This window comes from Tsukamurella soli (genome assembly GCF_039541155.1).
GTDB lineage: Bacteria > Actinomycetota > Actinomycetes > Mycobacteriales > Mycobacteriaceae > Tsukamurella > Tsukamurella soli.
In genome coordinates, this window is record NZ_BAABFR010000022.1 from 1 (window position 1) to 21769 (window position 21769).

Below are 21769 nucleotides of genomic sequence, written 5' to 3' on the forward strand. Positions count from 1 at the left end.
CGAGTGGCTCAGCGCCAGATGTCGGTGATGGGTGTGGGTGTGGGGTCGGGTGGGGTGGGTGTGGCGGCGGGGGTGCGGGAGAAGCGGGGTGCGGGCATGGGGGTGGTGACGCCGTCGATTTCTTGGAGGTTTGCGCGGGCGGCCATGTGGGGGTGGTGGGGTGCTTCTGCGAAGGTGAGGATGGGCCAGCAGCAGGCGTCGGAGCCGTCGAATACTTGGGCCCATTCGTCGCGTGATTTTTCTTTGAACCGGGTGGCGATCGCCTCCCGTAGCTCGCTCCAGCGGGCGACGTCGAGTTGGTAGGGCAGGTCGGCCTGGTCCAGTTCGAGGCGTTGCAGCATCTCGGCGAAGAACTGCGGCTCGATGGCGCCGACCGAGAAGTATCGGCCGTCGCCGCACTCGTAGGTGTCGTAGAACGGGGCGCCGCCGTCGAGGGTGTTGACGCCGCGTTCGTCGGTCCACAGGCCCTGGCCGCGGAAGTCCCACTGCATCTGCCCGAGGAGGGAGGCGCCGTCGACCATCGCGGCGTCCACCACCTGCCCCTTGCCGGACACCCCACGTTCGAACAGCGCGGCGAGGACGCCGAACACGAGGAACATCGAGCCGCCGCCGAAGTCGCCGACGAGGTTGAGTGGTGGTACGGGGCGCTCGCCCTTGCGGCCGATGGCGTGCAGCAGGCCGGTGAGGGCGAGGTAGTTCATGTCGTGGCCGGCGCGCGGCGCGGCGGGGCCGGTTTGTCCCCAGCCGGTCATGCGGCCGTACACGAGGCGCGGGTTGTGCTCGAGGACGGTGTCGGGGCCGAGGCCGAGGCGCTCCATGACGCCGGGGCGGAATCCTTCGAGCAGGACGTCGGCGCGGTCGAGGAGGTCGAGGACGGTGGCGATGTCGTCGGGGTTCTTGAGGTCGGCCTCGGCGATGGTGCGGCCTCGTTTGACCATTTGGGGTTTGCCGGTGAGGCCGTTGACGCCGGTTCCGGGGCGCTGCAGCGACACGACGTGGGCGCCGAGGTCGGCGAGCAGCATGGCGGCGTGGGGGCCGGGGCCGAGTCCGGCGAACTCGACTACTTTCAGGCCCGCGAGGGGACCACTCTTCGGTGCGCTCATGGGATCGACGTTATCCCGCGCCTACGGTGGTGCAGTGACGTGGTTCTCTCTCGATGAGCCGGGCGCCCACCCGCGCGCGGTCGCGATCCTCGCGCACGGCGCCGGCGGCAACCGAGACCAGGCGATTCTCACCGCGACCGCGGGCGAGTCGGTGCTGGCCGGCCTGCGGGTCGTCCGCATCGACCTGCCGTTCCGGCGGCGTCGGCCCAAAGGCCCGCCCAGCCCGTCGGGTCAGGCCGCCGACCGCGCCGCATTCGCCGAGGCGACCGAGCGGTTCGCCGTCGACGGTGTGCCGACGATCTGGGGTGGGCAGTCGTACGGCGGGCGGATGGCGAGCATGGCCGCCGCGGGTGTCGACGGTGGCGACGGACCGGCACCGTCGGGACTGCTGCTGCTGTCCTACCCGCTGCACCCGCCCGGCAAGCCGGAGAAGGCGCGCACCGAGCACCTGCCACGGATCGCGGTCCCGACGGTGTTCGTGCACGGTAGGCGCGACCCGTTCGCGTCCGAGGAGGAACTGGCCGCGGCCGCGGCGCTGATCCCGGCGCCGACACGGATCGTCACCGTCGCCGCAGCACACGATCTGGCGCCCGCGAAGTCGGGGGCACCCAGGCTCGCCGCCGAAGCGGTGGCCGACTTCCTACTTCCCGCCCTCGGCGCTTAGCGACTCCGTGCGACCGACGGAACGGTGCACATGTTGGGCGGACCGACGGAACGGTGCACATGTTGGGCGGATCGACGGAAGGGTGCACAGGTTATCCGGTGACGAGCGACAGCCCGCCCGCCGCGGCGAGCGCCGAGCCGAGGTCGTAGAACAGCGAGCCAGTGGGGGTGGGGGCGTTGCCGAACGTCGCCGCTCGGCTCGCGATGCCCAGCGCCGCGTTGTCCGAGGTGCGAATCAGGGGACCACCGCTGTCGCCGGTACTCACGCCGATCGTGGTCGCGATGTAGCTGCCGGTCACGTCGACGACGGTGCCGCAGCGCCAGCCGGACGTCGCGCCGTCGCTGCAGACGGCGTCGCCGACCTTCGCGTGGCCGACCGACAACGGGTGCACCCGGCCGACCGGCATCAGCGACGCGGCGGCGGGGTCGACGGTGAACGTCGCCCAGTCGGGCGCGTTGGTATCGACGAAGGTCTCGGCCGCGGTGAGCTTCGGCGACGACGAACTGGCGACGGTACCCACGATGTGGTTCTGGAACACCACCTTCTGCCCGACGTCGCCGCAGTGCCCGGCGTACACGCCGACGCGGGTTCCGTCGGGGCGCTGGGCGAGGAAACCGACCGTGCAGCCGAGTCCGTCGGCGGTGTTGCCGTGCATCTGCGACACCGTCATCACGGTGCTCCCGGGCCCGATGGAGGCGGTGCTCACGGAGGTGAGCACGGGATCGGCGTAGGCGGCGGCCGGTGCGACGGCGGCGGTCAGCGCCGCGGCGAGGGCGGCGGCGGGGATCAACGAGCGCGCTGTCATAGCGGTGACGCTCCTCACGTCGGGGGCGGGTCGGCGGGAAGGGTCCCACAGAATCTGTCGGAACCGCAAGAAAACAGTCGAGGGCGTGAGGTTCCGGGGCGAGACCAATGATGCCCGTGGTGTGGCTGATGCGCTAGTTGAGGTGACGCGTCCGGGATCAGTGAGCGGGTTTCGGTGTCACCCAGGTCGTGATGTCGGCGTGCACCACCTCGGCGCCTCGACTGTCGGTCACTGCGATCGACACGACGACCTCTCGCCCGGTGGTGATCGCGTCGAAGTCGACGGGCTCTGCGAACGTGGCGGTCGCCGTGAGCGACGAGGTCGCCTTGGCCAGGTAGTCGACCTTCATCGACTTCGGCAGCCAGCGATGGCTGGGCGGCGTCGACGCCTCCATCACCATCCCCATCGCGACCTCGGCGAGGTTGCAGGCGGCGATCGCGTGGTAGGTGCCGATGTGGTTCTGCACGTACCACCACTTGGGGCCCAGGACCACGGCGCGGCCGTACTCCATCTCCTTCACGTACGGGGTGATGGACGCGAAGTACGGGGCTCGGATCGAGGCGGCCGCCGAGAACGCGGCCTTTCCCAGTGGCTTGTCGCGCAGCGTCTGCCACGCCTTGAGGGTCGACGTTCGGGAGGTCATGCGATAGATCTTACTCTGCAGTAAGTTGCGTCAGCGCGGTCCGGGCTCGCTGCCCGACGGTGCCGCCGCCAGGATGTCCGGCCGCCGGGTCGACCTGCTGTGGTGTGTGGGTGGCCTGGTGGTGGGCTCGTCCGCTCCGCTCACCGCGGCGTCGTAGCCGTACTTCGCCGTCTTCACGATCAGCGAGCGGATCTGTGGCCACCACTTCGACCTCACCGACACCGTCGCCGCGTGGCCGGCGCCCGCGAGCTCCACGAGGTGTGCACGCCCGCCGGCGAGGCCCACGGCGCGGGCGAAGTCGACGGACTCCTGCATCGGGACGATCGGATCCTTGGTGCCGTGCACCACGATCGCGGGGATCGACGGGTCGATCCGCTCGATCGGGTCGACCAGCGCGTAGCGCAGCGGCTGCTGCGCCTGGTGTCCGCCCATGAGCTGCCTGACGTGGTCGTTCTGGTGGTCGGAGCGGCGCATGTCGAGCACACCGGACAGGCTGATGAACGCCTTCGGCACCACCACCGGATGGGCGCCCGGCGCGTCGGCGGGCAGGGAGCCGCGCGTCGCGGCCCAGGCGGCGAGCTCGCCGCCCGCGGAGTGGCCGACGAAGGTCACGTTCGCGGTATCGAGCTCGGGCGCGACGGTGGACCGCAGGCGCGGCACGAAGTCGACGGCTGCCGCGACGTCCGTGAACGTGGTCGGCCAGCCGCCGCCCGATCCGACGCGTCGATACTCCACGTTCCATACGGCCAGGCCGGACGCCTGCAGCGCCCGGGCCATATCCGACATGTAGCGCAGGCTCCAGCGTGACTTCCAGCCGCCGCCGTGGATCAGCACCACCACGGGCACCGTCCCCGGCGCGAACCGGCCCGGCGGCAGGTACAGGGAGCCGAAGTCCTGCCGCGGATCCCCGGTCGGTGCGCTGAGGTAGACGTACGGGCTCGACGTGTCCTGCGCCTGGGATCCGCGGGACTCGCCGGGCATCGCGCCGGACTGTGTGGGATCGGGAAGGGTGTCGGGGGTGCCCACGGTGCAGCCGGCGACCGCGGCGACGACGGTTGCGGCGGCGGCCACCGCCGCCATCGCTCGCCGCACGCGGTGCCCTCGACCCATGGCGACGATTGTTCCAGACGAGGCCGTGTGTCCCCTGTGGCGAGCGGCCTGATTTGAACCCGGCGCCGCAACGGTGCATACTGTTCGGGTTGCCTTCTCCGGGTGGCGCGGCTTCGTGCGGCCCTCGGATGGAGAGGCTCCACCCTATTCCGAACCAAGCGGGGAATCCGAACTGGCCGGAGGCGGACGAGCCGTCAACCGCACGTAGCACCCAGCCCTCCGGGGCGTGAGGGTGCGTCCGGTCCCAGCGGGCCGCGACGGAAGTCTCGACCATCCCTCCGGGGAGATCTGGAAGCCGCCGCAGAATGCTGAGCGGAAGGGCGACACGCCCGACCGCGTGGACCGGAGCCATTTGACACATGAACAGCGTCGATCGACTCGAAGTAGTGATCGGACCCGGGTGCCGCGCGAGCGGGTGCTCGGCTCACCGGTCGGGTCGGCCCCCTGCTGTCCGTGTGCCTACCTAGGAACATCTGACGGAAGAGGACACGAGAAGTGGCGGGACAGAAGATCCGCATCAGGCTCAAGGCCTACGACCATGAGGCGATCGACGCGTCCGCGCGCAAGATCGTCGAGACCGTGACCCGCACCGGCGCCCGCGTGGTCGGTCCCGTGCCGCTGCCGACGGAGAAGAACGTGTACTGCGTGATCCGTTCGCCGCACAAGTACAAGGACTCGCGCGAGCACTTCGAGATGCGGACCCACAAGCGGCTCATCGACATCCTGGACCCGACGCCCAAGACGGTGGATGCGCTCATGCGCATCGACCTGCCTGCCAGCGTCGATGTGAACATCCAGTAGACGACGTCGGGTAGCTACGGAGAGTACTGACCTTATGACTGACAACAAGATCAAGGGCATCCTGGGCACGAAGCTCGGCATGACCCAGGTCTTCGACGAGAACAACCGGGTCGTCCCGGTGACCGTCGTGAAGGCCGGGCCGAACGTCGTGACCCAGATCCGCACGGAGGCCGCGGACGGCTACAATGCCGTCCAGGTCGCCTATGGCGCGATCGACCCCCGCAAGGTGACCAAGCCGGTCGCCGGCCACTTCGCCAAGGCGGGCGTCACGCCGCGCCGGCACATCGCCGAGCTGCGGCTCGCTGATGCCGAGGCCGCGTCCGCTTACGAGATCGGCCAGGAGCTCGGCGCTGACGAGTTCGAGGCCGGCAACTACGTCGACGTGACCGGCATCAGCAAGGGCAAGGGCTATGCCGGCGTCATGAAGCGCCACGGCTTCGCCGGCCTCGGCGCCAGCCACGGCGTTCAGGCCGTGCACCGCGCCCCCGGTTCCATCGGTGGTTGCGCGACCCCCGGCCGCGTCTTCAAGGGCGTGCGCATGGCGGGCCGCATGGGCTCCGACAAGGTGACCACGCAGAACCTCAGCGTCTTCAAGGTGGACGCCGAGGCCGGCGTGCTGCTGATCAAGGGCGCTATCCCGGGCCGCAAGGGCGCCGTCGTGGTGGTCCGTACCGCTGTGAAGGGTGGTGCTCACGCGTGAGCAAGCTGACTCTGAACGTCCAGACCGCCGATGGCACGGTCGACGGCACCGTCGACCTCCCCGCGGACATCTTCGACGTCGAACCCAACATCGCTCTGATGCACCAGGTGGTCGTCGCTCAGCTCGCGGCCGCTCGCGAGGGGACGCACTCCACCAAGACCCGCGGCGAGGTCCGCGGTGGTGGTCGCAAGCCGTACCGGCAGAAGGGCACCGGTCGCGCCCGTCAGGGCTCGACCCGCGCGCCGCAGTTCACCGGCGGCGGCGTCGTCCACGGCCCGCAGCCGCGTGACTACAGCCAGCGCACGCCCAAGAAGATGAAGGCCGCCGCCCTGCGTGGGGCCCTCACCGACCGGGTGCGCGAGGACCGGATCCACGTCGTGACCGAGCTCGTCGCCGGCCAGGAGCCGTCGACCAAGACGGCGCGCACGTTGCTGGCCCGTCTGTCGGACCGCAAGAAGTTCCTGGTGGTCATCGGCCGCGAGGACGTCACCGCGCAGCGCAGCGTCAACAACCTGCCGAACGCGAAGTGGATCTTCCCGGACCAGCTCAACACGTACGACGTGCTGGACAGCGACGACCTGGTGTTCAGCCGCGAGGCCCTGGGCACGTTCATCGCTGCCGCTTCCAAGAAGACCGAGGAGGTCGGTGCCTGATGGCCACCGCAACCATCCCCGCTGACCCGCGGGACATCCTGCTGGCGCCGGTCGTGACCGAGAAGGCGGTGGGCCTCCACGAGGAGGGCACCTACACCTTCCTGGTGCACCCCGACGCCAACAAGACGCAGATCAAGATCGCCGTCGAGAAGGTCTTCGGCGTCAAGGTCGACAGCGTCAACACACTGAACCGCCCGGGCAAGCGGAAGCGCACCCGCTTCGGCTACGGCACGCGAAAGTCCACCAAGCGCGCCATCGTGACCCTGAGCGAGGGCAGCAAGCCCATCGAGATCTTCGGAGGCGCGAGCTAAATGGCAATCCGTAAGTACAAGCCGACTACGCCGGGCCGTCGTGGCTCGTCGGGTTCGACGTTCGACGAGGTCACTCGCTCGACGCCCGAGAAGTCGCTGGTCCGCCCGCTGCACGGTCGTGGTGGTCGTAACGCACACGGCCGCATCACCACCCGGCACAAGGGTGGCGGGCACAAGCGCGCGTACCGACTCATCGACTTCCGTCGCCACGACAAGGACGGCATCGACGCCAAGGTCGCGCACATCGAGTACGACCCGAACCGCACCTCGCGGATCGCGCTGCTCCACTACGTGGACGGCGAGAAGCGCTACATCCTGGCGCCGAAGGATCTGAAGCAGGGCGACGTCGTCGAGTCGGGCCCGAACGCCGACATCAAGCCGGGTAACTGCCTGCCGCTGCGGAACATCCCCGCCGGCACGGTGATCCACAACGTGGAGCTGCGTCCGGGTGGCGGTGCCAAGATGGCCCGCTCCGCTGGTGCGAGCATCCAGCTGCTGGGCAAGGAGGGTGCGCATGCCACCCTGCGTATGCCCTCGGGCGAGATCCGTCGCGTCGACGTGCGCTGCCGCGCCACCGTCGGCGAGGTGGGCAATGCCGAGCAGAGCAACATCAACTGGGGTAAGGCCGGCCGTATGCGGTGGAAGGGCAAGCGCCCGACCGTCCGTGGTGTCGTGATGAACCCGGTCGACCACCCGCACGGTGGTGGTGAGGGTAAGACCTCTGGTGGTCGTCACCCGGTCAGCCCCTGGGGCAAGCCCGAGGGCCGGACCCGTAAGAGCAAGCCGAGCGACAAGCTGATCGTTCGCCGGCGTCGCACTGGCAAGAACAAGCGCTAGGAGGGAGTTAGAGAATGCCACGCAGCCTCAAGAAGGGCCCGTTCGTCGACGATCACCTCCTCGCGAAGGTGGACGTCCAGAACGAGAAGGGCACCAAGCAGGTCATCAAGACCTGGTCGCGCCGCTCGACCATCATCCCCGACTTCATCGGTCACACCTTCGCCGTCCACGACGGTCGTAAGCACGTGCCGGTGTTCGTCTCGGACAACATGGTCGGCCACAAGCTGGGCGAGTTCGCGCCCACGCGGACGTTCAGGGGCCACATCAAGGACGACCGGAAGTCGAAGCGCCGCTAATGACTGAAGCAATCGAAACCCAGAACCCGAAGGCTTCGGCGACTGCGAAGTTCGTCCGTGTCACGCCCATGAAGGCGCGCCGCGTCATTGCGCTCGTCAAGGGTAAGGACGCCGAGCAGGCCCTCGCCATCCTGCGGTTCGCGCCGCAGGCGGCCAGCGAGCCGGTCGCGAAGGTGCTCGCCTCGGCGATCGCCAACGCGCAGAACAACCTCGGCATCGACCCGCGCACGCTGGTCGTCTCGGAGGCGTATGCCAACGAGGGGCCGACGATGAAGCGCATCCAGCCGCGTGCCCAGGGCCGCGCGTACCGGGTCCGCAAGCGCACCAGCCACATCACCGTCGTGGTCGAGTCGCTGGAGTCGAAGAAGCCCGCCGCCAGCCGTAACCGCCGGAAGGGAGCGTAAGCATGGGGCAGAAGATCAACCCGCACGGCTTCCGCCTCGGCATCACCACGGACTGGAAGTCCCGGTGGTACGCCGATAAGCAGTACGCCGAGTACGTCAAGGAAGACGTCGCGATCCGCAGGAAGCTGACCAACGGCCTCGAGCGCGCCGGCATCAGCAAGATCGAGATCGAGCGCACCCGTGACCGTGTCCGCGTGGACATCCACACGGCGCGTCCCGGCATCGTCATCGGCCGCCGCGGCGCCGAGGCCGACCGCATCCGCTCCGAGCTCGAGAAGCTCACGGGCAAGCAGGTGCAGCTGAACATCCTCGAGGTCAAGAACTCCGAGGCCGATGCTCAGCTCGTCGCGCAGGGTGTCGCGGAGCAGCTGAGCAACCGCGTGGCGTTCCGCCGCGCGATGCGCAAGGCGATCCAGTCGGCCATGCGGCAGCCCAACGTCAAGGGCATCCGGGTGCAGTGCTCCGGCCGCCTGGGCGGCGCCGAGATGAGCCGCAGCGAGTTCTACCGCGAGGGCCGCGTGCCCCTGCACACGCTGCGCGCCGACATCGACTACGGCCTGTACGAGGCGAAGACCACGTTCGGTCGCATCGGCGTCAAGGTGTGGATCTACAAGGGCGACATCGTGGGTGGCCGGCGCGAGCTGACCGCCGACGCAGCCGCCGCCGATCGCCGTCCGCGTCGCGAGCGTCCGCAGCGTCCGCGCCGCAGCGGCTCGTCGGGCACGACCGCCACCAGCACCGAGGCCGGCCGCGCCGGCACGGAGGAGCCGGTGGCGACTGCAGCCACTACGCAGAATCAGGAGGGCTGACGCCATGTTGATCCCCCGTCGGGTGAAGCACCGCAAGCAGCACCACCCCACCCGCTCCGGCGCCGCCTCCGGTGGCACCAAGGTCGCGTTCGGTGACTTCGGCATCCAGGCTCTCGAGCCCGCCTACATCACCAACCGGCAGATCGAGTCCGCGCGTATCGCGATCAACCGCCACATCAAGCGTGGCGGCAAGGTCTGGATCAACATCTTCCCGGACCGCCCGCTGACCAAGAAGCCTGCCGAGACCCGCATGGGTTCCGGTAAGGGATCGCCCGAGTGGTGGGTCGCGAACGTCAAGCCCGGTCGCGTGCTGTTCGAGATGACCTACCCCAACGAGCAGATCGCTCGCGAGGCCCTGCGCCGCGCGCAGCACAAGCTCCCCTGCAAGACCCGCATCGTGACCCGAGAGGAGCAGTTCTGATGGCGAACACCGTAGCCGCCGATCTCCGCGGTCTGACGCGCGACGAGCTCGTCGAGAAGCTCCGTGAGGCCAAGGAGGAGCTGTTCAACCTGCGCTTCCAGATGGCCACCGGGCAGATGGACAACAACCGCCGCCTGCGGGCCGTGCGCACCGACATCGCGCGGATCTACACGGTCCTCCGCGAGCGGGAGCTCGGCCTCTCGGCGGGCCCGGAGGGTGACGTCGCATGAGTGAAGGCAAGGAAACCGTGACTGAGCAGCGCAACAGCCGCAAGGTGCGTGTCGGGTACGTCGTGTCCGACAAGATGGAGAAGACCATCGTGGTCGAGCTCGAGGACCGCGTGAAGCACCCCCTGTACGGCAAGATCATCCGCACCACCAGCAAGGTGAAGGCGCACGATGAGAAGGGCGTCGCCGGTATCGGCGACCGCGTCCGGCTCATGGAGACCCGGCCGCTGAGCGCTACCAAGCGCTGGCGCCTGGTCGAGGTGCTGGAGAAGGCCAGGTAGGCCACTCCACCTGAGCGAGGAACCCCCGATTCCCTTGTGGGAGTCGGGGGTTCTCGCGTCTATTACTCGCTGCTTCGGAGCCGGATCGGTGCCGGGCGGATCGGTGCGATCCGGCTAGAGGTTGCAGACGCTGCGCACGGAGCGCGCTGACGCGGCGAGGGCGTCACTCGCCGGGTTGGACCTCTCCCACGTCGCGGTGCCGGTGCCGCGCGCGGCGTTGTCGGCCTGCAGCGCGGAGGAGTAGGCGGTGAGTTTGGCCCGGTAGTCCTGAAGCGCGGCCTGCAGGTCGGACTTCACCGAGGCCCGGGTGATCAGCCCGTCCAACACCCCCGTCTCGGTCTGGATCGCCGACTGCTCGGTGGCGATCGTCGCCTGGATACCGTCCCACGTCCACGACGAGTTCTTGGTGAAGGCCACCGTGGCGTTGGACGCCGCGAGACGCGTGGTGTACGCGGTGTTCCAGTCGGTGCACACGCCGCTCACGGTCGCGGCCAGCTTCGCCGCCACCGCCGACTGGTATGCGGTCACCGCGGCGACGTCCGCGGTTCCCGTTCCGGCCACCGTGGTCGCGCAACCCGACACCGTCAGCGTCGCGCCGAGGGCCATCGTCGCTATCGCGAGCCCAGCTCGAAATCTCATGCTCCGCCCCCTGTAGCCGCTGAGTATCCACGTGTATGTTACGCCAGTCCCACTTGGCGATCTGTAAAGCGGCGCTCAGCAGGATCGGGTGAACGACGCGGGACGATCAGGCGCTGGCCGGCGACGGTGACAGTCGCCATCGGCAGGCCGTACACCCGCTCGAGTCGCTCCTCGGTGAGTACCTCGACCGGCGGCCCCACCGCGTCGATACGGCCGTCGACCAGCACGGCTACGCGGTCGCTGTACGCCGCGGCCAGGCTCAGGTCGTGCACCACGACGAGCGCCGCGTCGCCCTCGGCGGCACGCCGCCGCACCACCTGCATCACCGATTCCTGGTGGTGCGGGTCGAGCGCGGCGGTGGGCTCGTCGAGCAGCAGCACCGGTGTGCGCTGCGCCAGGACCCGCGCCAGCGCCACCCGGGCGCGCTCCCCGCCGGACAGGCTGCCGAACGGACGCTCCGCCAGGTGGCCGACGGCGCACTCGTCGATCGCGGCGGCCACGGCACCGTCGTCCTCCGCCGCCTGGGGCGTCCCGCGCCACGGGAAGCGGCCCATCTCGACCACCTCCCGGCACGTGAACGCGAAGCCGATCGTGTGCTGCTGCGGCAGCACCGCGCGCCGCCGGGCCTGCGCCAGCGTGGACAGCCGGCGCAGCGGCTCGCCCCCGGTCCCGACGGTGCCGGAGTGGGGTACGAGGGAGCCGGCCAGGGCCGCGACCAGGGTGGACTTGCCGGCACCGTTGGGGCCGACCAGGCACATGACCTCGCCCGCGCGTAGCTGGAGGGAGACGGCGTCGAGCACGGTCGCCCCGCGTCGGCGGACGGTGACCGCGTCGGCCGCGAGCGCCACCGTCGGGCTGGTCACGGTCGGCCTCCCCGCATCGAGCGGCGCAGCAGGAGCAGGAACGCCGGCCCGCCCACGAGGCTGGTGAGCATGCCCAGCGGCAGGTCGGCGTAGCCCACCAGCGTGCGCGCCCCGAGATCGGTGATCGTGAGCAACAGTGCGCCCGCGAGCGCGCTGGCCGGGATCAGGGTGGCGTGTCGCGGCCCGACCAGCAGCCGCATCAGGTGCGGGATCACCAGGCCCACGAACAGGATGATGCCGCAGAAGCTCACCGCCGCGGCCGTGAGCACCGCGACCACCACGACGGCGTAGCGCCGCAGCCGCTCGACGTCGACGCCGAGATGACTGGCGCTGTACTCGCCGAGCGAGAGCAGGTCGATGCGGCGGGCCAGGAGCAGGGCCGCGACCAGCCCGACGGCGACGAACGGTGCCACCAGATAGACCTGTGACCAGGTGGCCCGGTTGAGGCTGCCCAGCTGCCAGAACACGATCTGGTCGCGCGCCGTGGGGGTGGCGCGGAACGTGCACCACGCGATGACGCCGCCCGCGAAGGCGTTGACGGCGATGCCTGTGAGGATCAGCGTCACCACCTCCGTGCGACCGCCCGACCGCGCGAACACGTAGACGATCGAGGTGGTCACCATGCCCGCGGCGAACGCGCCACCCGCCACCGCGTAGCCCGCGACGCCCAGGCCGCCTATCGCGATGACGGTCGCGGCACCGGCCGCGGCGCCCGACGACACCCCGATCACGCCGGGGTCGGCGAGCGGGTTGGCGAACACGCCCTGTAGGACGGCGCCCGCGGTCGCCAGCGCGGCGCCGACCAGCAGCGCCAGCACGACGCGGGGGAAGCGGACGCTCCACAGCGTCTCCTCGCCGGTCTGGTCGGGCAGCGGCCCGGCGGGGACGTGCAGGTGGTGCAGCAGCGATCCGATCACCTGCCCGAGCGGCACCGGGTTCTGGCCGATGCCGGCAGACACGACGGCGGCGACGGCGACGGCCGCGACGAGCACGGCGAACACCCCGACGCGGCGCGTCGTGAGCCCCGTCACCGCGCGTACAGCGCCCGGGCGAGCGCGATCGCGACCTCACCGGTGCGCGGCCCGAAGGACAGCAGTTGCCCGTCGGCCATGTCGATGACGGTGCGGCTGCGGCCGGCGGGGGTCTGTGCGACGCCGGGGACGGTGAGCAGCCCGGCGACGCCGCCCACCGACGTCAGCCCGCCGGTCATCATGAGCAGCGCGTCGGGCGCGGCCTTGATCAGCCCTTCCGAGGTCAGCGAGGTGAACGGGTCGGTGAGCCCGGCGGCGGTGCCGGCATCGACGCCACCGATCAGGGAGATGAGCGCGTCGGCCCCCGATCCGCGCCCGCCCAGGATCAACAGCCCGGTGCCCCGCGCGTAGAGGAACGCGATGCGCGGTCGTCGGTGCGCGCCGGACGTGATCGACGCGGGCACCATCGCCCGGGCCTGCGCGATCTGGTCGTCGGTGCGGCGCACCAGCTCGTCGCCCGCGGCGGGCACGCCGAGCGCCTTGGCGACCGCCCGCAGCGTGTCGTCGGTGGAGTCCACGCTGCGCGTCGGGTTCCCCAGCACCACCGGGATGCCCGCCGCGGTGAGCTGCGTGACGAGCGTCGACGCCGCCGGCATCGTCGTGTCCGTGAGTACCACCGTGGGCCGCAGCGCGATGATCGCCTCGGCGTTGGCGGTGCTGCCGTCCGGCGTGAGATCCGGGATGTGGGAGGCCGCGGGGAAGTCGGTCGCGATGTCGCGGCCGACCAGGTGGCTGCCGAGCCCCAGCGCGAACACCGTGGTGCCGTAGGTGCCGTAGCGGTCGAGCGCGACGATGCGGCTCGCATCCCGGACCGTGACGTCCCGGCCGTCGGCCGAGTGCACAGTGACCGGCAGGCTCGGGACCGGTGCCGGGGACACCGGCACCGGGTCGGCGGCGACGGTGGCGGTGCGCAGCGTCGGCGCGATCGACGGCGCGGCCGCCGAGCTGGACGGGCCCGCGACCTGCAGCGGCTGCGTCGAGCATCCGGTCAGCACCAGCAGCACGGCCAGCACCGCCGCGACGACGGTGCGGCTGCGCTGGATTCCGGCTGCGGAGGAGGTCACGGGTCAGTGTCCGTGCGGCCCGCCGCTCATCGCGAGCAGCGCGTCGGCCGCGTGCTGCGTGAGCTTCCAGGTGCCGCCGACGCGCACGAACGTGTACGTCACGTCGACGGGAGCGGGCGCATGCGGGCTCGCGACGGCGACGGTGGCGGTGGCCGTGGTCGCGCCGGTGGCGGCGATCGACTTCACCGTCCACTTGTCGGGGGTGTAACCGCCCTGGCCGGCGCCCACGGCGAACCCGTGCAGCTTCTGGCCGATGGCGGGATCGGTGCTGTCGACCTGGGTCGCATCGTGCGCGGCGGTCGATGCGGGGTCGATCACGGAGCGCAGGATCTGCTGCGCGGTCGGGACGTCGAGCGTCTCGGCGGCCGGGTCCGCCGAGGCAGGTGCTTCGAACGATGCCATCGTGGACGTTGCCGATGCGCTGTCGCTGCTGCTTCCGCATGCCGCGGCACTGAGGGCCACGCCGGCCGCCAACACAGCGGCCGCTACCGCACTCCGAATCCTCATCCCACCATCCGTTTCCGTCGAGCTGCCACCGAATGCAGTAAGGCGATGCTAATCCTGCGGAGTGAGGGGGCGCGGAGCGGGTAATGGGCGATGCCGGCGTGGGGGCTGTATCGCGTGCTCTCGACCGGTCGACTCCTTCACGTTCTCTTCTCGGAGGCGACATCGGCCGCCGGTCCCTTGGCAGGCCAGGTCTCGATCCGGCGCCAGGTTCTGGCAATCGCAGAGCGGCGGTCCCGGGACAGGCGTGCCATCAGCAGCGTCCGTACCACTGTCGACAGGAGCGTGAGCGGAAGCAGGGCGATCACGCCGCCGAGGATGAGCGTGAACTCGGCGTCGCTGCGGTGCTCGGCGCGCATCCCGGCCGCGTTCAGCACCTGGACCTCCTGGCCCGGACCGGCGAGGCGGACGACCGGAGGCGAACCAGCGGGCGCCCAGGCTTCGTCGTGATAGTGGGGCCCGTCTGTGACCGTGCAGGCGTCATCGGCCTGCATCACCGCGGTGTGGCAGGTAGTGGGCTCGATGAGTTCGTCGACACCATCGACGAGCAGCACGATCGGCAGCACGATCGCGACCGCTACTACCAGGATCACGCAGACCGCTGCCCTCGCCCGGTCGAGGACCGGGGTCGGGGCGTCCCGACCCCGCATCAGCCGACGGACCAGGACCGCGGCGATCCCGATGCACGATACCGCCACTGCCACGTAGATCCAGCCGTTCACGTAGTCCGGTGGGCGCGCATCGACGGGCGTGGTGAAGGACTTCACCGCTCCCTGCGCGCACGCCGCGACGAGCAGTGCGAGCGCAGCCACCGCGATGACCCGCACCACGATGCCGATCGCGGCGGTCATAGTGCGCTTCGTTCCGCGGCGGGCCACCGGCCGGTGCGCACCAGCACGCGCGTGACGGCCGCCATGGAGCGGGGGAAGACACGGGCCAGAAGTATCCAGAACAGGAACAGGCCAACCGGCACCACACCGGCCACTGTCGCGCCCGGCTGAATCGGGGTCTCATACGGGCTGCCCCGCGAGAACTGCACCACCGCGCAGCGGTCCTGGGGGTGCATCGCTACCCCGTCGCACGTTGTCGGCGCGCTGAGAGACACCGCGCTGGAGGCGATCACGTAGATCGGACCGACGGTGAGCGCGATCGCGACGACGAGCAGGAACACCCAGCTGAAGATCAGCTTGACCGGTCCCGGTGCCGGCCGCGGCTTCGTGGCTGCTGGAGGCATGTCTCGTAGTGTCCAGCCGACGCTTGCCCCCCGCTTAACAGCGCGCTGGATCCACTGATATGTGGGTACCGGTTGATGCTCCTATAGACGTCGAGTGGCACGGCGAAGCCTCCCCGGTGGGCTGATCGGAGCGGCTTCGGTTTGCGGTCGCCGGCGTGAGGGGCCGCGTGAGGTGCCGTTGTTCACGCGGGTGGTGTCGGACTGATATGCGTGGGTCGGGTACCGCAAGACGGTGTTCGACTCCGGAACGCCTGCCGCTGGTCTAGGGACGTGCGTCAGGTCATAGGATCTGCTATGGCACAAAGTGGTTTCGCGGGTTCGTCCTATCGCTTACCTGCGGGCACCCCCGGCGCGGCGGTGGTGTAAGTGCGGCGGTGGTGCCACGCCGCCTCCACGTGTAGCCGCCGCACATGCGCGTCGCCGGCCTTGGTGATCGATCCCAGCCTGCGGGTGTCGCCGGACGAGTCCTCGTTGTCGTTCGCTGGCCTGAACTCTTTCTCGGATCGAATGCACAGGCGAGTAAACTCCTTGCCAAGTGCTGTGATGTGGATTACAATCGAACGCATGAGCGGAAACGGTGACGGCTTCGAAACTCTCGGGGAGGTGAACAATCCCCTTCCTGAGGGGTGCGATCTGCCGCGGGATGCGGCGGGGGTACTGGTGTTGTTGACCGACGGTGCCCGGGCGCGTAATCGGGAGGACGGGCGGCGGGTGGTCGCGGTGACCGAGGTGTACCGGTTGCGGCGTGCGGAGTTGCTGTGTGTCGCGCCGGGTGCCGGGGTGTGCGGTTTCGTCGACGATTACGACCGGCTGGAGGCCGAGCTCGGGGCCGCGTTGCAGGTCGGTGCGGCCGCGGCGGCGCGGCAGATCACGCTGGCGTTGGACCTGCGGGAGCGGCTGCCGCATGTTCTGAGCCTGATGCTGTCGGGGGTGCTCTCGCTGAGTCAGGCGCGGGTGGTGGCCTCCCGGGGGCAGGCGATCGTCGACCTCGCCCTGGTCGCGCAGTACAGCGCGCGGGTCGCCGCGCAGCTGGCTGCGCGGCTCGCGAAGAAGGGTGCGTCGTTGACGGCGCGGCAGGTGGAGTCGATGTGCGACAAGCTGATCGCGTCGATCGACCTGGACGCGCGGAGGGAGAAGCCGAAGCATCGGCGGCCGTTCGTGGATGTCACCCCGGTCGGTGGCGACCAGGCGGTGCTGACCGTGCGGTTGGCGCGGGAGAAGTGTGCGCAGATCGCGGAGTTGATCGATGAGGTCGCGGGTACCGTCTGCCGCGGTGACGGCCGGGATCTGCAGGAGCGGCAGGTCGACGCGTTCTGTGCGATCGTCGACGGCTACGCCACGTTGGGTTGCCGGTGCGGCAAGTCCGAGTGTGACCGGGCCGAGCGGCGCCCGCGGATCGAGAACCTCCCCGATCGCGTGCACGTGGACCTACTGCTGGTCCTGAACGAGACCGCCTACCGCCAGGAAGGGGTCGGGCAGGGGACGGCCGGGCATGCGGCCGACGACGGGCAGGCGGCGGTGTTCAGCGATACCGCCACTGAGGAGAGCCCCTACGACGTCCCTGTGGTGGCGAAGAGCCCTGTTGCGCAGTCGGGTTCGCTCGTACGCGTGGCCACCGACTCGGGTGTGCCCGGAAGCATGGCGGCTCCCGGGCTCCCCGGTTTCTCGCTCCCCGGCCTGCTGATCGCGGGCGGGCGGTTGGGCGCCGGTCTCGGCGGGCCGATGGCCGCGGACGACATGCGCGAGATGCTTGCCCGCTGCGAGGTGAACCTGCGCACCTTCGGTGCCCGCCGCGCCGGCGGCACCGTCGTTGCGGCCGCAGCCAGCGGCTACACCCCCACCGTTCTGCAGCAACGGTTCGTGCGGATGCGGCACTCGCACTGTGTGTTCCCGGGCTGCCAGGTGCCGGCCGAGCGCTGCCAACTGGACCACGTCGTGGAATACGACCACCGCGATCCCGCCGCCGGTGGGCGCACCGACGTGGGGAATCTGGTGCCGCTCTGCGGGTTTCATCATCGCATCAAGACACACACCGGCTGGCTTTCGGACCTGCTACCCGACGGCACCGTCGAGTGGCGTCAGCCCGACGGCACCGTCTACCGGGCCGGTGTCGAGCAGGACACCGACCTGTTCCCCGCCCTCGGCGAGTTGGTGTGGCAGATCCGGCCCGCCGTGGAGGAGGCCCAGCCCGAGGCTGCGGGGTCGGTGAAACCCCTCGACGGCGAACCCACCCGCACCCAGGCCCGCAACCGGGCCCGGGAAGCCATGCGGGAGAACAATCGCCGCCTCCGCCACGACGGGGACGAGGCGCACGGCATCGTCCCCGACACGCCCCCTCCGTTTTAAGTTCGTGCCGCGACCTCGGGGTCCTGAACGGCGAGCCGGTGGGCCAGCTCGATCACCTCGTCCTCCGTGGGTGGGCTGGCGGGGTGCAGGGAGAGACAGTTCGGGGCCTGGATCCGTTGCATGCCGCTGTCCGTTGCGAGGAAGAACTGCCCTCGTCCGAGCCTTCCGATGCCGTCGACGTTGCCGCCGCGCGCCTGGGCGATCTCCCGTGCCGCCTGGATCTGTGCCGATGCCTGCATCCGGCCGTAGAACTGGGTCCCAGCGTTGCCGACGATCTTGTTGTCGATGCCCTTCGGTGACTGTGTCGCGAAGATCAGCCCGAGGCCGTACTTGCGAGCCTGCGAGGCCAACAGCTGCGTGGACGCCGTGGTGGCCGTGCGTGGGCCGGAAGGTGCGATCTGTTGCGCCTCGTCCATGACCAGCAGCCACCCCACGGGTGCGTCCGACGGATGGCGCTTGACCCATGCGAACAGCGCGAGCTGCAACTGGCTGATGAACGACTGCCGTTGCTCCTCATCGGGAAGCCCGACCAGGCTGATCACCGACACCCGCGCGCGTTTGCCAGCGGCCGGAGTGAGCAGCAGTTCGGGGCTCACCGGCTCACCCGCGCCGCCGAGCAGCGGGTTGTTGATCATCGAGGCGCGCAGCGTCGTCGCGAGGCCGGGCGCCAGCTTGTCGACGGTGCCGATCTGGCTCAGTCCGGCGTTGTGCCAGTCGCTCAGGTAGTCGGTATAGCCGCCGAGCGTGGGATGCTCGGAGATCTTCGCGTAGGCCCGCAGGGCCTCCTTCATCACAGCCCGCTGCTGCTCGCGCTTGGGCCCGGTGCTCGCGATGCCCGCATACCGCTCGAGTGCACCGAGCGCGGCGTCCACGGCCTGGTCGAATTGCTGCTCGTTGTCGCGGATCGCCGGGAAGTCCGGAAGCGGTTGGAAGACAAGGGGTCGTCCGTCGGTGCGCCGTGGCGTCCACACGACTACATCGACGGAGTCGAGGTACTCGCTCGCCCGTCGCGCATCACCGGACCACCAGCCCGACGGTGGCTGGGGCCATGCGTCGCCCAGCCGCGCGAGGTCGTTGTTGGGGTCGAGCACGATGCTCGATACACCACGCAGAGCGCACTCCTCGACCAGACGCCGGATGAGCACGGTCTTGCCGGATCCCGAGCCCGCGAAGATCGCGGTGTGCCGCCGCAGATCCGCGGGCTTGATGAACGCCGGCATGCCGCCCGGGCCGCGGCCGATCGCGATCGGATCCGTCGGGGATACCGGAACGGGCGACTCCGGACTCGACGGGGTGAACGGCCTTGGCGGCGCAGGTGTCTCGGGGACGGCTTCGTCCGACGGTTGCGGGGCCTCCGCCGGTGACGCGGGGGCCTTCCAGAGTGAGGGAGCGGCGTGTGCGGGTGGCTGTGGCGTGGGCGCCTCGGCCGGTCGGTTCGGTTCCGGGGCTGCAGCGGGGACGGCGACCGTGTCCGGAGTGCTGGAGGTCGAGTCACTCGTCTCGGCCGCGGCCGAGACGGGCTCGCCGCCAGGAAGTTCCCGCAGGAGGCCGATGTCGTGGCCGGGCCTGCGTGCGAGTAGCCATTCGTCCAGGCCCTCGGGGTTGTCCTTGATGAGAGCGTCGAGCGCGCGGAGGGCGCGGAGATCGTCGATCTCCAGCGGTAGCACGTGGGCACCGCGCTCGAGTGCCTCCTGCACTACGGCAGCGGTTTTCGGTCCGCTCGGCCACGGCCCTGTGCGGAGCAGGTACAGCTGCCGTCGGGACACCCCGGCCGTGAGCGCGGAGTTGGCGGCATCACGCACGCGCGAGATCACCGCGAGTGCGTTGGTCGCCGGGATCGCGCGGAACGCCCAGTGGCGTTCGTCGTCGGTGTCGACACCGAGTGATTCACGCAGACGCGCGTCCAAAGGTCCCTTGCCGCGGCCTGTTTCGATCTCGAAGTCGCCGCCCTGTTCGCGGGCCCAAGCCTGCAGCCCCGCGCGCAACAGCGCGGGCATCTGCTTGTCTGCCGTGGCCTGATTGCCGGCGACGTCCTCGACCCGCGCCGACGCGCGGTATCGCGCGTACAGGGCATCGATGGTGTCGAGAGTGCCCGTAGGGACGTCCGGCACCGGTGCTGCAATCGGGTCCCGAGAATCGGGCACCGGCGCGTCTGCCGGCTGCGGCCTGTCCGGCTGCGCGGCGGTGAACGATGCGAGTTCGGTGACCGTGCGTGTGCGGATGCACTTCTGGATATGAGCGTCGACTGTTCGGAGCACCTCGCGGGGGGTGAAATTCGAGGCGGAGTCGAACGCGCCGGGCAGCACTGGCCACGTCGGGTATGGGGGAGCGAACTGCTGCTTCAGGTATGCGGCGCCGAGGCGACGAAGCACGATCGCGCGTGCAATCGCGCCATCGGGGAGGCCCTTCAGTCGCGGCGCTTTCCGAAATCGTTCCGGGACTGACGCAGTCGAGCGTGTCGCGATGATCTCCCACGCGCTGGGGAGCATGCACACCACGGTCACTGTGCGACGAAGCCCCTCCCGCAGCATCATCAACCCGTTCGCCAGGAGGTCGATCGCTGCGCCGTCGTTGTCGCCGGTCGCTGTGACTGATGAATTCGACTGCGCCACCAGAGTATCGATTTGGTCGATCGCGAGAACAGTGGCACCCACGGTGGCCATCAGCGTCGATATCGACCGTACGGTTTCGGACGCGGGCGTGCCGCTCTTCGGCATGCCCCAGGCGCTACGGTCGCGCGCGGAATCTTCGTCGTCGATGTTGTAAAGGAATGCGGTACCGATATCAGCCATGTGCGAGTCACGAGCAGCAAGCAGTACGAGTGCGCGCAGCACGCCGTGTTCGGCATGCAGGCCTGCCGGGAGCGCGGCGACGAACTCGTCGAGCAACTCGGGAGTGACGACGCTGTGGCCTGCGATCGATCGGCGCGCGACGCGGCCCAGGCCGGCGTTGTCGGCAAGGCGATGCAGTAGGTCACCGAGCTGGGTTGCGTGGTCGGGTTCGGGACTGGGCCGACCCAGCGACTCCTTGAACGACGTCAGCAATGTGCGCCAGAAGTCGGTGGCATCGAGCATTTCCAGCAACACGAAGAACTGGCCACGGCGCTGTACCTCGCCACGGAACTCGCTGAGGAGGTGGGTTTTGCCCGCCCCCTTGGTGCCGGTCAGCACGAGACCGAGGGGGCACGTGGCGTCCGACTCGACGGCATCTTCGAGTGCCAACTCCAGTTCGTCCCACACATCCTCGTGTAGTCCAGCGACGTGGAGGTTGTGATCCTGTGACCACACGTCCTCGTAATTGGGGGCCCACGACAGTCGCACCTTTCGCAGCGCTGCGAGTTCGGGCGGTAGCTTTGCCATCACCGGTTTCCGATCGCGATCGCATGAGCGACATGCCCACCGTGCAGTAGTCCTGCGGCCCGAGCAGTATCGGTGAGCACCTTCCGGTTCTCGTCCTCGACGAGGTCGACATCCGGTTCGCGATACATCGCAACCAATGCTGCGTCGACATCGGCGCGCGGTAGGTCGGAGAGCCGTTCGCGCAGCGGTGCCAGGCCGATGTAACCACCGCTGCCACCGAGATCTGCGTAGGCGGCGCGTATCCGCTGCTCGACCTCGGCTGGCGCCGCGGTAGCGGGCTGGACGGGATCGGGGGCACCGTCACCGTCGGGCACCGGGGTGAAGATCTCGCCGAGCCCGAGGCCTGCGCGGTCGAGGTGCCGGCCGAGAGCGCGGAGCACCGTGAACATGGCGCGCGGCAGGGGCTGGGTGCCGGTCGGCGGCTCGGTGGTGAGGAGGTCGTTGCACAGGCCCCAACCGGCGTCGGTGAGGGTCAGGGTGAACGTGCGACCACTCTTGGCGACGTCGATCAATCCAAGGTCGGTGAGCTTGTCTCGGTTGTCCTTTTCCAGCTTTGGACCGAGCGTCGACAGGTCCTTGTTCAGCACTGGGCCCGCCTCCGCCGCCAACACCAACAGCACCGCACGCTCGACCGCCTTCAGGTCCGCAACGTCCACAGTCATCC

The 21769-nt window shown here is 69.6% G+C and carries 26 protein-coding genes and 1 pseudogene; 13 read left to right on the top strand and 14 right to left on the bottom strand.

Features of this window, described 5'->3' with window-relative positions:
- Nucleotides 1-8: 8 nt before the first annotated feature.
- Nucleotides 9-1103, bottom strand: a complete 1095-nt coding sequence (locus tag ABD908_RS09020; RefSeq protein WP_344994012.1) for a CaiB/BaiF CoA transferase family protein — start codon at nucleotides 1101-1103, stop codon at nucleotides 9-11.
- 34 nt (nucleotides 1104-1137) lie between these two features.
- On the opposite strand from ABD908_RS09020, the gene ABD908_RS09025 reads away from it, so the two are divergent.
- On the top strand, nucleotides 1138-1767 hold the full coding sequence (locus tag ABD908_RS09025) for an alpha/beta hydrolase family protein (protein WP_344994014.1): 630 nt from the start codon (nucleotides 1138-1140) through the stop codon (nucleotides 1765-1767).
- 91 nt (nucleotides 1768-1858) lie between these two features.
- On the opposite strand, the gene ABD908_RS09030 is transcribed toward ABD908_RS09025, so the two are convergent.
- From ABD908_RS09030 to ABD908_RS09040, 3 genes are all read right to left on the bottom strand, one after another.
- Nucleotides 1859-2572 carry a S1 family peptidase gene (locus tag ABD908_RS09030; RefSeq protein ID WP_344994016.1) on the bottom strand — a complete coding sequence of 238 codons (714 nt, stop codon included), beginning with the start codon at nucleotides 2570-2572 and terminating at the stop codon, nucleotides 1859-1861.
- Nucleotides 2573-2729: 157 nt separating this feature from the next.
- Complete coding sequence (locus ABD908_RS09035) at nucleotides 2730-3215, bottom strand: hotdog fold domain-containing protein (protein ID WP_344994018.1); 486 nt, start codon at nucleotides 3213-3215, stop codon at nucleotides 2730-2732.
- A gap of 30 nt (nucleotides 3216-3245) precedes the next feature.
- Entirely contained in the window at nucleotides 3246-4325 is a 1080-nt protein-coding gene (locus tag ABD908_RS09040) for an alpha/beta hydrolase family protein (protein ID WP_344994021.1), read from the bottom strand.
- Nucleotides 4326-4820: 495 nt separating this feature from the next.
- Here ABD908_RS09040 and rpsJ point away from each other — a divergent pair, with 495 nt between their 5' ends.
- From rpsJ to rpsQ, 11 genes are read left to right on the top strand one after another with little or no spacing between them, the layout of a single operon-like run.
- Nucleotides 4821-5126, top strand: coding sequence for a 30S ribosomal protein S10 (rpsJ, locus tag ABD908_RS09045; protein WP_003938093.1), 306 nt, complete (start codon nucleotides 4821-4823; stop codon nucleotides 5124-5126).
- A gap of 34 nt (nucleotides 5127-5160) precedes the next feature.
- Nucleotides 5161-5826 (top strand): 50S ribosomal protein L3, encoded by a 666-nt coding sequence (rplC, locus tag ABD908_RS09050; RefSeq protein WP_344994025.1) that lies wholly within the window; start codon nucleotides 5161-5163, stop codon nucleotides 5824-5826.
- The gene (gene rplD / locus ABD908_RS09055; protein ID WP_344994028.1) at nucleotides 5823-6479 is read left to right on the top strand and encodes a 50S ribosomal protein L4; all 657 of its coding nucleotides are present in this window, start codon (nucleotides 5823-5825) and stop codon (nucleotides 6477-6479) included. Before rplC ends, rplD begins: the two co-directional genes overlap by 4 nt.
- Complete coding sequence (gene rplW / locus ABD908_RS09060) at nucleotides 6479-6790, top strand: 50S ribosomal protein L23 (RefSeq protein WP_344994031.1); 312 nt, start codon at nucleotides 6479-6481, stop codon at nucleotides 6788-6790. Before rplD ends, rplW begins: the two co-directional genes overlap by 1 nt.
- On the top strand, nucleotides 6791-7627 hold the full coding sequence (gene rplB / locus ABD908_RS09065) for a 50S ribosomal protein L2 (RefSeq protein ID WP_344994034.1): 837 nt from the start codon (nucleotides 6791-6793) through the stop codon (nucleotides 7625-7627).
- Nucleotides 7628-7641: 14 nt separating this feature from the next.
- Nucleotides 7642-7923: a 30S ribosomal protein S19 gene (gene rpsS / locus ABD908_RS09070; RefSeq protein ID WP_344994037.1), complete on the top strand. Its 282-nt coding sequence runs from the start codon at nucleotides 7642-7644 to the stop codon at nucleotides 7921-7923.
- Complete coding sequence (rplV, locus tag ABD908_RS09075; RefSeq protein ID WP_344994040.1) at nucleotides 7923-8327, top strand: 50S ribosomal protein L22; 405 nt, start codon at nucleotides 7923-7925, stop codon at nucleotides 8325-8327. Before rpsS ends, rplV begins: the two co-directional genes overlap by 1 nt.
- 2 nt (nucleotides 8328-8329) lie before the next feature.
- The gene (rpsC, locus tag ABD908_RS09080; RefSeq protein ID WP_344994043.1) at nucleotides 8330-9136 is read left to right on the top strand and encodes a 30S ribosomal protein S3; all 807 of its coding nucleotides are present in this window, start codon (nucleotides 8330-8332) and stop codon (nucleotides 9134-9136) included.
- Between the two features lie 4 nt (nucleotides 9137-9140).
- Entirely contained in the window at nucleotides 9141-9557 is a 417-nt protein-coding gene (rplP, locus tag ABD908_RS09085) for a 50S ribosomal protein L16 (protein WP_344994046.1), read from the top strand.
- Nucleotides 9557-9787 (top strand): 50S ribosomal protein L29, encoded by a 231-nt coding sequence (gene rpmC / locus ABD908_RS09090; RefSeq protein ID WP_344994049.1) that lies wholly within the window; start codon nucleotides 9557-9559, stop codon nucleotides 9785-9787. Before rplP ends, rpmC begins: the two co-directional genes overlap by 1 nt.
- Nucleotides 9784-10065: a 30S ribosomal protein S17 gene (rpsQ, locus tag ABD908_RS09095; protein WP_344994052.1), complete on the top strand. Its 282-nt coding sequence runs from the start codon at nucleotides 9784-9786 to the stop codon at nucleotides 10063-10065. Before rpmC ends, rpsQ begins: the two co-directional genes overlap by 4 nt.
- A gap of 114 nt (nucleotides 10066-10179) precedes the next feature.
- Here the strand turns inward: rpsQ and ABD908_RS09100 are convergent, their stop codons facing one another.
- The 8 genes and pseudogenes from ABD908_RS09100 to ABD908_RS09135 all read right to left on the bottom strand — a co-directional run.
- The gene (locus tag ABD908_RS09100; RefSeq protein WP_344994055.1) at nucleotides 10180-10704 is read right to left on the bottom strand and encodes a hypothetical protein; all 525 of its coding nucleotides are present in this window, start codon (nucleotides 10702-10704) and stop codon (nucleotides 10180-10182) included.
- A 38-nt stretch (nucleotides 10705-10742) separates the two neighbouring features.
- Entirely contained in the window at nucleotides 10743-11567 is an 825-nt protein-coding gene (locus ABD908_RS09105; RefSeq protein ID WP_344994058.1) for a heme ABC transporter ATP-binding protein, read from the bottom strand.
- Nucleotides 11564-12598, bottom strand: a complete 1035-nt coding sequence (locus ABD908_RS09110) for a FecCD family ABC transporter permease (RefSeq protein ID WP_344994061.1) — start codon at nucleotides 12596-12598, stop codon at nucleotides 11564-11566. The genes ABD908_RS09105 and ABD908_RS09110 overlap by 4 nt, the downstream gene beginning before the upstream one ends.
- Entirely contained in the window at nucleotides 12595-13662 is a 1068-nt protein-coding gene (locus ABD908_RS09115) for a heme/hemin ABC transporter substrate-binding protein (RefSeq protein WP_344994064.1), read from the bottom strand. Before ABD908_RS09115 ends, ABD908_RS09110 begins: the two co-directional genes overlap by 4 nt.
- 3 nt (nucleotides 13663-13665) lie before the next feature.
- On the bottom strand, nucleotides 13666-14064 hold the full coding sequence (locus ABD908_RS09120; RefSeq protein ID WP_344994067.1) for an MTB12 C-terminal domain-containing protein: 399 nt from the start codon (nucleotides 14062-14064) through the stop codon (nucleotides 13666-13668).
- Nucleotides 14065-14306: 242 nt separating this feature from the next.
- The gene (locus ABD908_RS09125) at nucleotides 14307-15017 is read right to left on the bottom strand and encodes a hypothetical protein (protein WP_344994070.1); all 711 of its coding nucleotides are present in this window, start codon (nucleotides 15015-15017) and stop codon (nucleotides 14307-14309) included.
- Entirely contained in the window at nucleotides 15014-15400 is a 387-nt protein-coding gene (locus ABD908_RS09130; RefSeq protein ID WP_344994073.1) for a hypothetical protein, read from the bottom strand. Before ABD908_RS09130 ends, ABD908_RS09125 begins: the two co-directional genes overlap by 4 nt.
- Nucleotides 15401-15771: 371 nt before the next feature.
- Nucleotides 15772-15873, bottom strand: a pseudogene (locus ABD908_RS09135) (transposase); the annotation flags it as partial.
- A gap of 91 nt (nucleotides 15874-15964) precedes the next feature.
- Between ABD908_RS09135 and ABD908_RS09140 the strand changes: the two are divergent.
- Nucleotides 15965-17746, top strand: coding sequence for an HNH endonuclease signature motif containing protein (locus ABD908_RS09140; RefSeq protein ID WP_344994076.1), 1782 nt, complete (start codon nucleotides 15965-15967; stop codon nucleotides 17744-17746).
- Here ABD908_RS09140 and ABD908_RS09145 read toward each other — a convergent pair.
- Together ABD908_RS09145 and ABD908_RS09150 are read right to left on the bottom strand one after the other, a co-directional pair.
- Nucleotides 17743-21105, bottom strand: coding sequence for a helicase HerA domain-containing protein (locus ABD908_RS09145; RefSeq protein ID WP_344994078.1), 3363 nt, complete (start codon nucleotides 21103-21105; stop codon nucleotides 17743-17745). The two genes, ABD908_RS09140 and ABD908_RS09145, sit on opposite strands and share 4 nt — an antisense overlap.
- Nucleotides 21105-21767, bottom strand: a complete 663-nt coding sequence (locus ABD908_RS09150; protein WP_344994081.1) for a hypothetical protein — start codon at nucleotides 21765-21767, stop codon at nucleotides 21105-21107. Before ABD908_RS09150 ends, ABD908_RS09145 begins: the two co-directional genes overlap by 1 nt.
- Nucleotides 21768-21769 lie beyond the last annotated feature (2 nt).

Excerpts from the sequence above, each read along its gene's own strand:
- ABD908_RS09020 (WP_344994012.1), bottom strand. The coding sequence starts at position 1,103 with ATGAGCGCACCGAAGAGTGGTCCCCTCGCGGGCCTGAAAGTAGTCGAG.
- ABD908_RS09030 (WP_344994016.1), bottom strand. The coding sequence starts at position 2,572 with ATGACAGCGCGCTCGTTGATCCCCGCCGCCGCCCTCGCCGCGGCGCTG.
- ABD908_RS09035 (WP_344994018.1), bottom strand. The coding sequence starts at position 3,215 with ATGACCTCCCGAACGTCGACCCTCAAGGCGTGGCAGACGCTGCGCGAC.
- ABD908_RS09040 (WP_344994021.1), bottom strand. The coding sequence starts at position 4,325 with ATGGGTCGAGGGCACCGCGTGCGGCGAGCGATGGCGGCGGTGGCCGCC.
- rplC (WP_344994025.1), top strand. The coding sequence starts at position 5,161 with ATGACTGACAACAAGATCAAGGGCATCCTGGGCACGAAGCTCGGCATG.
- rplW (WP_344994031.1), top strand. The coding sequence starts at position 6,479 with ATGGCCACCGCAACCATCCCCGCTGACCCGCGGGACATCCTGCTGGCG.
- rplB (WP_344994034.1), top strand. The coding sequence starts at position 6,791 with ATGGCAATCCGTAAGTACAAGCCGACTACGCCGGGCCGTCGTGGCTCG.
- rpsS (WP_344994037.1), top strand. The coding sequence starts at position 7,642 with ATGCCACGCAGCCTCAAGAAGGGCCCGTTCGTCGACGATCACCTCCTC.
- rplV (WP_344994040.1), top strand. The coding sequence starts at position 7,923 with ATGACTGAAGCAATCGAAACCCAGAACCCGAAGGCTTCGGCGACTGCG.
- rpsC (WP_344994043.1), top strand. The coding sequence starts at position 8,330 with ATGGGGCAGAAGATCAACCCGCACGGCTTCCGCCTCGGCATCACCACG.
- rplP (WP_344994046.1), top strand. The coding sequence starts at position 9,141 with ATGTTGATCCCCCGTCGGGTGAAGCACCGCAAGCAGCACCACCCCACC.
- rpmC (WP_344994049.1), top strand. The coding sequence starts at position 9,557 with ATGGCGAACACCGTAGCCGCCGATCTCCGCGGTCTGACGCGCGACGAG.
- rpsQ (WP_344994052.1), top strand. The coding sequence starts at position 9,784 with ATGAGTGAAGGCAAGGAAACCGTGACTGAGCAGCGCAACAGCCGCAAG.
- ABD908_RS09100 (WP_344994055.1), bottom strand. The coding sequence starts at position 10,704 with ATGAGATTTCGAGCTGGGCTCGCGATAGCGACGATGGCCCTCGGCGCG.
- ABD908_RS09120 (WP_344994067.1), bottom strand. The coding sequence starts at position 14,064 with ATGGCATCGTTCGAAGCACCTGCCTCGGCGGACCCGGCCGCCGAGACG.
- ABD908_RS09125 (WP_344994070.1), bottom strand. The coding sequence starts at position 15,017 with ATGACCGCCGCGATCGGCATCGTGGTGCGGGTCATCGCGGTGGCTGCG.
- ABD908_RS09130 (WP_344994073.1), bottom strand. The coding sequence starts at position 15,400 with ATGCCTCCAGCAGCCACGAAGCCGCGGCCGGCACCGGGACCGGTCAAG.
- ABD908_RS09140 (WP_344994076.1), top strand. The coding sequence starts at position 15,965 with ATGAGCGGAAACGGTGACGGCTTCGAAACTCTCGGGGAGGTGAACAAT.
- ABD908_RS09145 (WP_344994078.1), bottom strand. The coding sequence starts at position 21,105 with ATGGCAAAGCTACCGCCCGAACTCGCAGCGCTGCGAAAGGTGCGACTG.
- ABD908_RS09150 (WP_344994081.1), bottom strand. The coding sequence starts at position 21,767 with ATGACTGTGGACGTTGCGGACCTGAAGGCGGTCGAGCGTGCGGTGCTG.